Annotated in this window: 11 protein-coding genes; 6 read left to right on the top strand and 5 right to left on the bottom strand. The window is 35.0% G+C overall.

Going from position 1 to position 11,558, the window contains the following annotated elements; all coding sequences use genetic code 11:
- The first annotated feature begins 327 nt into the window (after nt 1-327).
- Nucleotides 328-627 carry a hypothetical protein gene (locus tag CN288_RS04965; protein WP_026592653.1) on the top strand — a complete coding sequence of 100 codons (300 nt, stop codon included), beginning with the start codon at nt 328-330 and terminating at the stop codon, nt 625-627.
- Nucleotides 628-853: 226 nt separating this feature from the next.
- On the opposite strand, the gene CN288_RS04960 is transcribed toward CN288_RS04965, so the two are convergent.
- The gene (locus CN288_RS04960) at nt 854-1,093 is read right to left on the bottom strand and encodes a DUF896 domain-containing protein (RefSeq protein ID WP_026592652.1); all 240 of its coding nucleotides are present in this window, start codon (nt 1,091-1,093) and stop codon (nt 854-856) included.
- Nucleotides 1,094-1,138: 45 nt separating this feature from the next.
- Nucleotides 1,139-1,795: a YneB family resolvase-like protein gene (locus CN288_RS04955; protein ID WP_026592651.1), complete on the bottom strand. Its 657-nt coding sequence runs from the start codon at nt 1,793-1,795 to the stop codon at nt 1,139-1,141.
- A gap of 142 nt (nt 1,796-1,937) precedes the next feature.
- Here CN288_RS04955 and lexA point away from each other — a divergent pair, with 142 nt between their 5' ends.
- Complete coding sequence (lexA, locus tag CN288_RS04950) at nt 1,938-2,558, top strand: transcriptional repressor LexA (protein WP_026592650.1); 621 nt, start codon at nt 1,938-1,940, stop codon at nt 2,556-2,558.
- A 271-nt stretch (nt 2,559-2,829) separates the two neighbouring features.
- Here the strand turns inward: lexA and CN288_RS04945 are convergent, their stop codons facing one another.
- From CN288_RS04945 to CN288_RS04935, 3 genes are all read right to left on the bottom strand, one after another.
- The gene (locus tag CN288_RS04945; RefSeq protein ID WP_026592649.1) at nt 2,830-3,252 is read right to left on the bottom strand and encodes a YfmQ family protein; all 423 of its coding nucleotides are present in this window, start codon (nt 3,250-3,252) and stop codon (nt 2,830-2,832) included.
- A gap of 403 nt (nt 3,253-3,655) precedes the next feature.
- On the bottom strand, nt 3,656-4,741 hold the full coding sequence (locus CN288_RS04940; protein WP_081811059.1) for a pyruvate kinase: 1,086 nt from the start codon (nt 4,739-4,741) through the stop codon (nt 3,656-3,658).
- A gap of 338 nt (nt 4,742-5,079) precedes the next feature.
- Complete coding sequence (locus CN288_RS04935) at nt 5,080-5,988, bottom strand: DUF2935 domain-containing protein (protein WP_098301852.1); 909 nt, start codon at nt 5,986-5,988, stop codon at nt 5,080-5,082.
- A gap of 382 nt (nt 5,989-6,370) precedes the next feature.
- On the opposite strand from CN288_RS04935, the gene CN288_RS04930 reads away from it, so the two are divergent.
- From CN288_RS04930 to CN288_RS04915, 4 genes are all read left to right on the top strand, one after another.
- Nucleotides 6,371-6,550 carry a small acid-soluble spore protein H gene (locus CN288_RS04930; protein WP_026592646.1) on the top strand — a complete coding sequence of 60 codons (180 nt, stop codon included), beginning with the start codon at nt 6,371-6,373 and terminating at the stop codon, nt 6,548-6,550.
- Between the two features lie 584 nt (nt 6,551-7,134).
- Nucleotides 7,135-8,097 (top strand): AAA family ATPase, encoded by a 963-nt coding sequence (locus CN288_RS04925; RefSeq protein WP_098301851.1) that lies wholly within the window; start codon nt 7,135-7,137, stop codon nt 8,095-8,097.
- Nucleotides 8,097-9,311 (top strand): DUF58 domain-containing protein, encoded by a 1,215-nt coding sequence (locus tag CN288_RS04920; RefSeq protein WP_026592644.1) that lies wholly within the window; start codon nt 8,097-8,099, stop codon nt 9,309-9,311. Before CN288_RS04925 ends, CN288_RS04920 begins: the two co-directional genes overlap by 1 nt.
- On the top strand, nt 9,308-11,536 hold the full coding sequence (locus CN288_RS04915) for a DUF4129 domain-containing transglutaminase family protein (protein ID WP_098301850.1): 2,229 nt from the start codon (nt 9,308-9,310) through the stop codon (nt 11,534-11,536). The genes CN288_RS04920 and CN288_RS04915 overlap by 4 nt, the downstream gene beginning before the upstream one ends.
- The last annotated feature ends 22 nt before the right edge of the window (nt 11,537-11,558 follow it).

The raw sequence follows: 11,558 nt of genomic DNA, 5'->3' as shown, positions 1-11,558 counted from the left end.
TTAGTAAACGTTTTACACATTTATATGATAGCTTCCCACGCAAGATTATACAACATGTATCGACAAATATGTTGATGTTTTTTCGAGTTTGTTCAAAAAAAATACGAAATTCCACAATGTATAGGGTTTCAATCTGCTATACTTTTTTATTATTCATTTATTAACAATAAAGGGAATTATCTATATTTTTTATACGTGACTCGTAAAAATTTTTAGCAAATATTCTATCCACTCCATATCGTCCCCTCTATTCACAACATATCATTAAAATGAATATATATTAATTTTAATCGTATAGATTAAATAAAAACGGAGGAATGCGAAATAATGAGTGAAGGAATAGCTTCTTACACCTTTATAATGGTTTTGACCCTCATTTCAATTCTTTCTATTTATTTTTCAGTCAAATTAAAATCACCCCATAAATACATCCCAGGTGTCCTCATGCTTATTTTCTCCAGCGCTACATTTTGCATACTATATTTTGATCAGGGCGCAATTATAATAAGTGAAGGATTAGGATATCTATATAGTTTCATGGCGATCCTCTTGTTTTTTATTGCCGTTATTTCTTTATTTATTGCAACTGCTATTTCTTTTATTTCAGCTTTATTTAGAAAAAAATAATGTTTTTATATGTGGTCACCCCGATGGAAAAAAGATTACATTCAAAAATGCAAAAGGTATCCTTCATTATCTTTCACTTTATGAAGGAATTTAGCCAAAGAGTCTAATTCTGAACAAAAACGAGCAAAATAAGTGAACCACTATTCCTGCCCCCTTCTTCTCGTTTTTGGTAATACCATAATAAACAATTCTATTAAAATCAAAAAAGATGGGCTTCGCCCATCTTTTAATTCAACTTTGCATTATCTTGTTTTTTTAATGCCTTTAATTTCGCCGGTGTAACATCTTTACCTTCTTCATTAACGATTTTAATGCCTTTTAATTCGTTTAACATATTTTGGCGAAATCCTTTTAAATATTGTTCACGGAGCGATTGGCGCTCACGTTGTTCTTCTTCAGTTAATCCTTCAGCTTTTGCTTTTTTCGCTAAGAAATTAATGCGTTCAATGAGTTCGTGACTTAGCATCTCGAATCCCCTTTCTACTTAAAACTGATTATTATCATACAATAGTTAGTCTTGTTTATCAAGCAGTTGCTTCGTGTATTCCACGTATCTGCGATGTACTGTTGCTTTGGATACATCATGACCAAAACCACGAAGTGTTGCAGCAATTTCCTCAAATGTTAATTCATTACGACGAAGACGCACAATTTCTTCAATCGGTACTTCTTTCTTTTCACGGCCTGTACTTAAATGACGATTTGTTAAATTTTTTTCTGGACGAAATCCCCTATCCACCGCTCGCTGCATTCCACGTTTAATTTTCAAATTATGAATCTTTCTCTGATATTCTTCAACTATACCAATAATATCTAGTACCATAGAATCTGAATCAGAAAGTTGTAATTCGCCATTATGTGTATGCGTATATACCTTTATCCCTTCTTTATGTAAACAGTGCATTAAAGCAATCTTTGCATTTCCTCTTCCAAGCCTTGTTTCATCTTGAATAAGAAGCACATCGACCTGTTCAGCTCGAATCATATCCAATACTTCTAATATACCATCTCGTTCAATTGTATAGCCGCTTGCCTTCTCCTCAAACACCTTTATAACATTCATTTGATACCGCTTAGCTAAATGCAATAATTCATCTTTTTGACGTGATAATGACGTTTCTTGCGCTTCTTTTGTTGTGCTTACACGGGCATAAATAATTGCATTCATTTTAAAACCCTCTTCCTCACTTCAATTTTTACTTTAGTGTATCACAAATCACTTTTTTGTTCGAACTTATGTTTGTAGAATGTTTTTTCCCATGTTATACTTATAAGTAAGAAAATTGAAAGAAAACGAGGTGTTAAAAAACATGGAAAAGTTAACAAAACGCCAGCAAGACATTCTCGACTTCATTAAGCTAAAAGTACAAGAAAAAGGTTATCCACCTTCCGTACGCGAAATTGGTCAAGCGGTTGGCCTTGCTTCTAGTTCTACGGTGCACGGACATTTATCACGTCTAGAAGAAAAAGGTTATATTCGACGTGATCCAACAAAACCGAGAGCTATTGAAATTTTAGGAGAAGTAAAAATCGAAACAGAAACACAATCAGTTGTTCAAGTCCCAATTGTCGGAAAAGTTACAGCTGGTTTACCAATTACAGCAGTTGAAAGTGTAGAAGAGCATTTCCCACTACCTGCAAGCGTTGTTGCTGGAGCAGATCAAGTGTTTATGTTACGAATTTCTGGGGATAGCATGATTGAAGCAGGTATCTTAGACGGAGATTTAGTTGTTGTTCGTCAGCAACATTCTGCATATAACGGAGAAATTGTCGTTGCTTTAACAGAAGATAACGAAGCAACTGTAAAACGTTTTTACAAAGAAAAAGATCACTTCCGTTTACAACCTGAAAACTCTTCTTTAGAACCCATCATTTTAGATAGAGTTTCTGTTATCGGAAAAGTAATCGGTGTATATCGTGATTTACATTAAAAATAGACCAGTTAGCCTGGTCTATTTTTAATTCGATTCAATTGTATCGTCTCCTGCAGATGTTTGTCCGCTAATTTTCACTCTACCATTTCCTAGTGTTACATTTCTTTAAACCAAATCAGTTAAATACTCACGTTTTTCCATGGCTATGAAAAAACGTAACAACGGGGATATCTACTCTAAGTCCTTCGCCCCCATATGCTATTTCAAGAATGTTACTTTTTAACATTTCATATGTAATAAAAAAAAGACCGTCTCTTTAACGATCTCTTTAAGCTAAATTTCCGGCTACTAACATTGAACAATTTTGAAGGCTTTTAGAACGTAGACTATACGCGACCACTTTCTTCTTATACTGCTTGACTACATCAACGTGATCGTCATACCTGTACACAGAAAACCTAACATCATTTTTCCCTTTTTTCGTATCAATAACCAATGGCGTTCCACTGCTGTGTGGAGGAAAATAATATTTTTCTAAAAATATCGCTTCGTTAAAATAATCAACAATTTGAATTTTTTCTTCCCCTTCTAAACGCTTTCCATCAATCGTTACGGTAACAGCCTCATTATTCAATTGCGGGTGCAGTTCAAATCTACCGATAATAGACTCTATAACAGAAGTGGGCATACTCGTCACTACTATTTTTAAAGCACCGAAAAGAATTAACATAACTATAAACCAAGTCGTCATATTTTATCCTCCTCATCATATTCTAAATTCACATTATTACATTAATAATATTACCATAGTGTAATTAGTTAATTTTTGTACATTGTGTGAAACTTAATATAGTGAAGCTTCCATCAGTGGGGGAGAGCTTTATCTCTCACTGATGGAAGGCCTTCACCAGTCCAGCTCTTTTACGAGCAGTTATCAATTCATTCCCCTATGAACCTTAAGCTGTAGTGCTTACTGCCCATGGATAGTGGGATAAAATTATGCAGAAATGTCAACAGTACTTCGTAATCTTACCACATCTTGAGAAAGCTAAGACTCAATAAATTCCTCAAAATAAAAGGATGCATTTTTCATATTTAATTATGAAAAGTAATATTTCCCTTTTTAAGCTGAGCGGTTAATGCAGCCTTATATACTAAAGAGATTTACGGAACAATTCTAGTACATCTTTCATAACAAAAGGACCATCTTTTTTTACATGCTCAGCAAATTCAGAAACGAGACGCAATGTTTTAACACTTTCAATTGGATGACCACCTGATGCACTTTCAGCAGAAAGCATAACCGCATTCGTTCCATCCAGTACAGCCTGGAATACATCAGTCACCTCAGCTCTTGTAGGAATAGAATGATCCACCATAGATTGAAGCATTTGCGTCGCTGTAATCACATATGTATTTGTTCGATTGCACTCATGAATCATCATTTTTTGCAAAAGCGGAATAAATTGATACGGTAATTCCACACCTAAATCCCCCCTTGCAATCATAATTCCATCCGCTTCTTTGCACATATCTTGAAAATTCTCGATTGCTTCTATCGTTTCTATTTTTGCAATTAAATTGGGGGAAGTTTCTTTATATTGATGTATAAAGTTTCGAATTTCCTTTATATGAGAAGGTTTTCTAACAAATGAACACGCAATAAAATCCACACCCTCACCTAGAAGAAACCGAATATCTTTTTGATCCTTCTCCGTAATAGCCGGCAAGCTAACGTTTGCTCCTGGTAAATTCACCCCTTTATGCGAAGCGATATCGCCACCTATTTTCACTTTCGTTTCTATTTTTTCCATACTAACTTTTTCAACAATTAATTCAACTTGTCCATCGTTAATAAGGATTCTATTTCCAACTTTCACATCATTAGCAATCCCAGAATAATCAACACTCGCTCCTTCTTTACTTCCAGTAACGGATTGAGTATATAAAATAAAAGGATCCTCCGCTTGAAGGGTAATTTGTTCCTCCTTGATTACACCCAATCTTATTTTAGGCCCTTGTAAATCACCTAGGATTTTTATGGAATCATCTAAAGACTTTACTAAATGAATTATTTCTTGATGACTTTCATGTGAACCGTGTGATAGATTTAACCGAACAATTTTCATACCCTGTTTTATTAACTGAGCTAATGTCTCTTTATTATTGCTTGCTGGACCAATTGTACAAATTCGATCGATTGTCATATTTCCACCATCCTTTTTAGCTATGATTCCCATATAAAATGAAAAAATAATATTTCTCATACATGATTTATAATTAAATACCTGTGCTAGCTTTTTTCTCCATCACCTACTGATTATTTCCCTTCACCAATTGGACTTTCACAGGCAGTTAATCTTCCTACCAACTTTTTCCCTTGCTGACTTTTGAGATAAGAGTTTTACTGGCCGCAAATAACGAGATAAATTTATGTAGAAAAATAAGTATACGAAAAAGGGTAGTAATTTCCTCTCATAGAAATCACTACCCTTTGCATGATGAAAAAGTGAGCTTTGCAGTAAACGTGTCTGATAGATACATGTTCTAGTATATAGTACTCTTGATGACAGAACACTTATTCCATCAATTGTTGCAATTGTTTTTGTTTCAATCTTTCTTCTAGCACATGAATCATAAATAAGAAATGTTCAGCTTCCCTTGTAACATGATCAGCTAGTAACGGATTAATTACACTTTTAATTTGACATGTCTGGATAAGCTCTAATCCAGCTTTTTTGAAGTTCCTCAACTCAACTGTTGCATTTTCACTATCTTTATTCATCTTTCCAATAATCGGATATGTCGGTTGTTTTTGATACAACATTGATTCAACGTCTCTCGCTTGACCGAGTAGGACTTCAAAATCATTACCAAATTTTAAAGCAGTATGAACTAAATTCCGCTCGGATTGATCAAGTAAAGAGGCAATAAAACGAGAGTGCTCCATCATAATTCTGAGCCAAAACACATTTTCACTTATTATCGCGTCCTGAATTGGATCCATTTTTCCTTCATTAAATTTCTGAAGGGTCCGTATAAAATATTCTGCTTCTCTGGCAACATGATCTACTAATAATGGAAAATTGAAACCACTTACCTTACAATTAATAATCAAAATTAAAAGGTTTCTTTTATAATTACGAAATGCATAAACTAGTTGAATACTTTCTTCATTTAATTGCCTAACTGCTTGAACAGTTTGAGGAATAGAGAATGCTTTTTGTAAATGTCGATCAAAAAGATGATAAAACTGCTCTACTTGTTGAATTAGATTTTTATCTTTCCGATTAAATCCTTCACTAAGAAAAAGTGCATGTTCCTTCATAATCCGTAACCAAAATTGATTTTCAGTTAAGGACCTTTCAATACATAATTGTTCTGTTAATGATTCAGAAGGTGCAACTTTCAATTCCGGCGGAAGTAACATAGCCCGCTGTGTATCCATAACAAAGTGATCAGGAATAGGTTGTTGCCCTTTAGTCATTCCCCCCCCTAATGCCCTTAAAAGCATCTTTACTATAATTGTGTATATTAATCGGTAATATTTACTATACCCCCAAAAATAACAACTTGAATTCCGAATATACTGTTTTCAAAAACAATATATAAAATGCGAAAGCTCATATTCTGCTAACATGTGAACTTTCCTTTATTCTATTTATTACCTGAAGCTGATTAGGTACAAACCCTGAAACAAAATCAGCTTTTCCTATCCTACTCACCACTTGTCCATAAAGATAGAATTTATAAACTTATATGCTTAAAAGTAAATTTCATACCTATTTGCTTACTATTGAGAATTAAGAATAATGAAGTAGTTTAAAGCAAATATTATTACTGTTATAAGTCAAAAGGAGGTCATTATAATGAACAAACAACGCGCACAAGAGATTGCAGCTTCACCGATTATGGCTAATGTAACCTATAATGGAGTTGCAATTTACATTCAAAATGTAGATGAAAATAATGAAACAGCTAGAATTTATCCCCTTAACGAGCCTCAAAATGAGCAAGAAATTCCTTTATCTAACTTAATAGAACATTAAACAAACAGTAATTTTCAATACAAACTCTACTCAAAGTGGTGTTTGTTAGGGACAGCTCATACAATTGCTTGTCCCTCCCTATTTTTATAAATTCAATTATCTCACCTTATCCTCGACACAAAATGGTAGCTCAACGTTATTTGCTGAGAAATATTTCACTAGTGCACCTCGCTTATTAATTTCCACACAACCGAAGAACCAAATTTCATTTATATACGACTAGATTCAAAACAATATAATTTAAAAACGTAGAGTAGGATTTCTTTAAATGACATAGAACTTATTATGTAATAACAAGAAATCAATTCCTCAACAGTACCAACCGTTTCAGGAAAAGTTTCTTCAATTGCTCCTTAGGTTGGATTTTTTCTGCAACAAATACCTAAAAACAAATTTTGTTTTACACGAGTTATTTACATAGACCATACTTATCACAATAAAGTGAAACTTTAATCAGCGATGGTTTTCTTCATCCCCCACCTAACCTCTCTGTTTTCGCTGAATTTTGAGGTGGGATTTTACCGTCCACAAATAGTGGGATAATTTGAATGAACTAAAAAGAAAATGAAATTGGGAGGAGTACGATGACGCAACTCGATTCTTTACATCCAGTTGTAGAAAAGATAATCAATAATATTGAGAAAGCGATGGTCGGAAAGCGGAAGGAAATCACCCTTACCTTAGCGGCTCTCTTAGCTGAAGGTCATGTACTATTAGAAGATGTTCCAGGTGTTGGGAAAACAATGATGGTGCAAGCCCTTGCCAAATCCATCGATGCAGATTTCAAACGAATTCAATTCACTCCTGATTTACTGCCATCAGATGTAACAGGTGTTTCTATTTATAATCCGAAAGAATTTCAATTTAAATTTATGCCAGGACCTATTATGGGAAATATCGTGCTAGCTGACGAAATTAACCGTACATCACCGAAAACGCAATCAGCCTTGCTTGAAAGTATGGAGGAAGGCAATATAACAGTAGATGGGACAACAAGACCTTTACCGAAACCATTTTTTGTAATAGCTACCCAAAACCCAATTGAATATGAGGGAACATATCCTTTACCAGAAGCTCAGCTTGACCGTTTCTTACTAAAGCTAAAAATGGGCTATCCCACACCGGAAGAAGAGTTTGAGGTTTTAAATCGTACAGAAAAAACAAAGCCTATTTCTCATTTACAAGCCGTTATTACAATAGGAGAATTGCTACAATTACAACAAAACATACGAGAAATATATACTTCCAAGGCCATTAAGCACTACATCGTAAAACTCGTTAACCAAACCCGCTCTTATAACTCCGTTCAATTAGGAGCTAGTCCGCGTGGTTCCATTGCTTTGATGAAAGCTTCACAGGCGTATGCGCTCATAAATGGCAGGGACCATGTCATTCCGGATGATGTTAAATTTTTAGCTCCATATGTTTTGTCCCATAGAATCATTTTAAAAATAGAGGCGAAATTTGAAGGGCTAACGCCAGAAAGCGTCATTACAAAGATTCTCGCCCGGACTCCAGTTCCGGCTCAAAAGGCAAAAAACTCCTGATGAAACAGCTATTACGAGCAGCTCATAATGTCGGAAAAATATCGTCGATTGTTTTATTCGTTGCTTTAACATTTATATACGCAATGTTACAAGGAGAATTCGTAAGTTGGTTTCTATTTTACAGCTTTATTCCATTCAGTCTTTATTCATTATTGTTGCCCTTTTGTGCCCTATGGAACACTGAAGTGAGACGTATAACAAATCAAAAGGAGTACACAGCTGGACAACAATTCGTAGGCACTATTACAATAAAACGAAAAATTCCCTTTCCCTTGCTGTATTTAATTATAGAAGAGGTGCTCCCCATGGAGTTTAAAAATCGCAAACAAACAAAAAGTGCAAAAGTGATATTATTTCCAGGATTCAAACGAAATATTTCATACCAATATATAATCGACGCAATCCCTAGAGGAGAACACACCTTTTCGAATGTGCGTGTAAAAACTGGTGATGTATTCGGGATTATTGAAAAAGAGACAATCTTTTCAGTTCCCGATAATTTTTTAGTGTACCCTCAATATGTAGACATAGCTTATAGACAAGTGGAAAACTATTTCGAACAAGGTGCACTCTCCTCAAATGTGAATGTAGCAAGAGATACAACAGTCTCAGCTGGTGTCAGAGGTTATAAACCCGGTGACCGTTTTTCATGGATCGATTGGAAGGCAACTGCTCGAAAAAATAATATTATGACGAAAGAGTTTGAACAACAGCGAAGTCATGATGTCGTGATTGTTATGGACAGAACGCCCTCTCCCCTGTTCGAATTGGTCGTTACGTTTACAGCTTCTCTCATGAGATCTATCTTAAAACAGGATTCACAAGTATCATTCATATCCACCGGAAAAGAACAAACCGTACTCCCTTTACATCATAGAGAGACACAATTACAGAGAATTTTCTGTCATTTAGCAAGAGTACAAGCAGACAGTATGCTCCCGCTCTCTCAAACTATAGAAATGGAGTTAAAGAAAATCTATCAACCAGTAACATTCGTACTTGTAACAAGTAATCTTTCTCCCGATATCCAAAAAATTGCTGAAAGTATATCATTGAAAAACAGTAAGCTGATGGTATTTGTCGTCAAGGAAAAAGCACATCAACTCTCAAATCGGGAACTAAACGTACTCGAAACACTGCGAAAACAAAAAATATTTGTGAAAGCGGTTTATGAGAATCATTATGCAAATGTATTTTTTGAGGTGAACCAATGATCACATTACCTTCAACTAATAAACGAGATATTAGCAGTTTCCTAATGCATATATTCGGTTTTCTCATTTTATTAGAATGGTTACAGCCGCTTATAGAGGTTACAGATATGGTAAGACTGAACCTATTTAAAGGATTTGTAGGAATTTGCTTCGCTCTCTCTTTTTTTCAAGTACGATTCCAAATTTCTGTAAAGGTTGTAATCATCTTATTTATGATTCATTCGGTAGATTATAAAGGAGCTTTTATTAATCCTGCCTGGTTGATGGAATTTTCGGCTGATTTTTTTCATAATATCACTCTACTCTTTCAAGCAAACTGGCAGGGGCTTTCCAAAGCTTTTCAGACCTTCTTATTTTTTCTATTTCTCTGGTTTTTGTGCTTCCTTATCCTCTATTGGATTATTCGTCAAAAACGCGGGCTCTTATTTCTTACATTAACCATTATTTATATCACGATTTTTGATATATTCGGCTTATACGACATGAATAACGCGATCATTCGTACAATTATAATCGGCTTTTTCATGCTCAGTCTCCTCCATGCTGAACGCATAAAAACATCCGAGAACTTGCAAAAGCAGAACAAATTTACATCGAAATTGCTCGTACCGACTGCTGTATCTATTATACTTGCGATCACCTTTGGATATTTTTCTCCAAAACCTGCCCCTCAATGGCCTAATATCGATACTTTTTTTAAATTCGATTCACCTTCAGCGAATAAAGAAGCAGGAATCAGCAAAGTCGGTTACGGTATAGATGACTCTCAATTAGGCGGTCCTTTTAAATTGGATGACACAATTGTTTTCACGGCGCAAATGCAAAACAGCCAATATTGGAGAGTGGAAACAAAAGACTTTTATACCGGTAAAGGTTGGGAAATTTCTGAAAGCCCCAAAAAAATTTCTTTTAAGAATAAAAACAACGTAGTGACTTGGTATGAGCGGAATACAAAAACAGAAGCTGCCGAAGCGATTATCATTATGCAAAAAGACTCCCCTCACCTTATTTATCCCACAGGGTTAATAGCGGTTGAGGCTGCTTCTGATGTATCATTCAGCGCAGATCTTTTTTCGGAAAAAATTGATATAGTGAAAGAAAGATCTTCCACCACCTTAAATAAATATAAGGTGGCTTATGAGACTCCTCATTTTTCCATCGAAAACTTAAAAGCTGTAAAAGCGGCTGAGGATTTAGAGGCAAGCCCTTATTTTATAGCAAAGTATACACAACTACCCAACTCGTTACCAAAGAGGGTAAAAGACTTGGCAATACATCTTACAAAAGATAAAAGCAATCGCTATGATCAAGTATTGGCTATCGAAAGCTATTTCACAGATCATTCCTTTGTATATGAAACAGAACAGGTTAAGATTCCAAGAACAGATCAAGATTATGTAGATCAGTTTATATTTGATACAAAAAGCGGATACTGTAATAACTTTTCAACATCTATGATCGTTTTACTTCGCTCTATCGGAATTCCTGCACGCTGGGTAAAGGGATATACAGGAGGCACTCTTGAAAACAAATTAACTAATTCAGGGTATGAGAACATGTACACAATCACTAATAACAACGCACACTCTTGGGTGGAGGTATACTTTCCAGGATACGGATGGGTCCCATTCGAACCAACAAAGGGCTTTAGTAACCCTTATAACTTTACACAAGACACTTCAGCTTCTACTTCATCAAATAGCGTAACCACGATACCTAGCAATGAACAGGTTCCACAACGAAACCAAGAAGCCAAACAAAAAAATTTAATAGAAGATACAGAAATCCCATCTAACGAAAAAATTATTAAATCAAAAAAAGAATTTTCATGGTGGTACTTGTTCCTTTGTATCATATCAATGAGCATAATTGGCTATACCCTTTTTACTACTAGAATAAAGTGGTTCGTATTTTTTATCATTTTCTTCTATAGATACCGAAAGGGAGATGCCGTTTATTCAAAAGCGTACAGCGCACTTTTAAAACAATTGGCAAGAACCGGCATTCCCCGTAATGAAAGTCAAACATTGAGAGAATACGCAATCCTTGTAGATACTCTTTACAATTCGACTGACATGCAAAAGCTCACTCTTAGTTATGAAAATGTTATTTACCGAAACCATCATGCCACATCAGAATGGAACAAATCCGTACAATTATGGGAGAAACTCATGAAAAAAGCATCCACTCCGCCCAAATCTAATGAGTTTGATACGTTTATTTAAAGGCGTATGGTGATTTCTATCA

This window comes from Bacillus sp. AFS023182 (assembly GCF_002560575.1).
GTDB lineage: Bacteria > Bacillota > Bacilli > Bacillales > Bacillaceae_G > Bacillus_A > Bacillus_A arachidis.
Note: the sequence above shows the minus strand (reverse complement) of the source record. Positions and strands in the feature narration are given on the sequence as shown.

Bases quoted from the DNA above. Each gene is read 5' to 3' on its own strand.
- CN288_RS04965 (WP_026592653.1), top strand. From the start codon at position 328: ATGAGTGAAGGAATAGCTTCTTACACCTTTATAATGGTTTTGACCCTC.
- CN288_RS04960 (WP_026592652.1), bottom strand. From the start codon at position 1,093: ATGCTAAGTCACGAACTCATTGAACGCATTAATTTCTTAGCGAAAAAA.
- CN288_RS04955 (WP_026592651.1), bottom strand. From the start codon at position 1,795: ATGAATGCAATTATTTATGCCCGTGTAAGCACAACAAAAGAAGCGCAA.
- lexA (WP_026592650.1), top strand. From the start codon at position 1,938: ATGGAAAAGTTAACAAAACGCCAGCAAGACATTCTCGACTTCATTAAG.
- CN288_RS04945 (WP_026592649.1), bottom strand. From the start codon at position 3,252: ATGACGACTTGGTTTATAGTTATGTTAATTCTTTTCGGTGCTTTAAAA.
- CN288_RS04940 (WP_081811059.1), bottom strand. From the start codon at position 4,741: ATGGGAATCATAGCTAAAAAGGATGGTGGAAATATGACAATCGATCGA.
- CN288_RS04935 (WP_098301852.1), bottom strand. From the start codon at position 5,988: ATGACTAAAGGGCAACAACCTATTCCTGATCACTTTGTTATGGATACA.
- CN288_RS04930 (WP_026592646.1), top strand. From the start codon at position 6,371: ATGAACAAACAACGCGCACAAGAGATTGCAGCTTCACCGATTATGGCT.
- CN288_RS04925 (WP_098301851.1), top strand. From the start codon at position 7,135: ATGACGCAACTCGATTCTTTACATCCAGTTGTAGAAAAGATAATCAAT.
- CN288_RS04920 (WP_026592644.1), top strand. From the start codon at position 8,097: ATGAAACAGCTATTACGAGCAGCTCATAATGTCGGAAAAATATCGTCG.
- CN288_RS04915 (WP_098301850.1), top strand. From the start codon at position 9,308: ATGATCACATTACCTTCAACTAATAAACGAGATATTAGCAGTTTCCTA.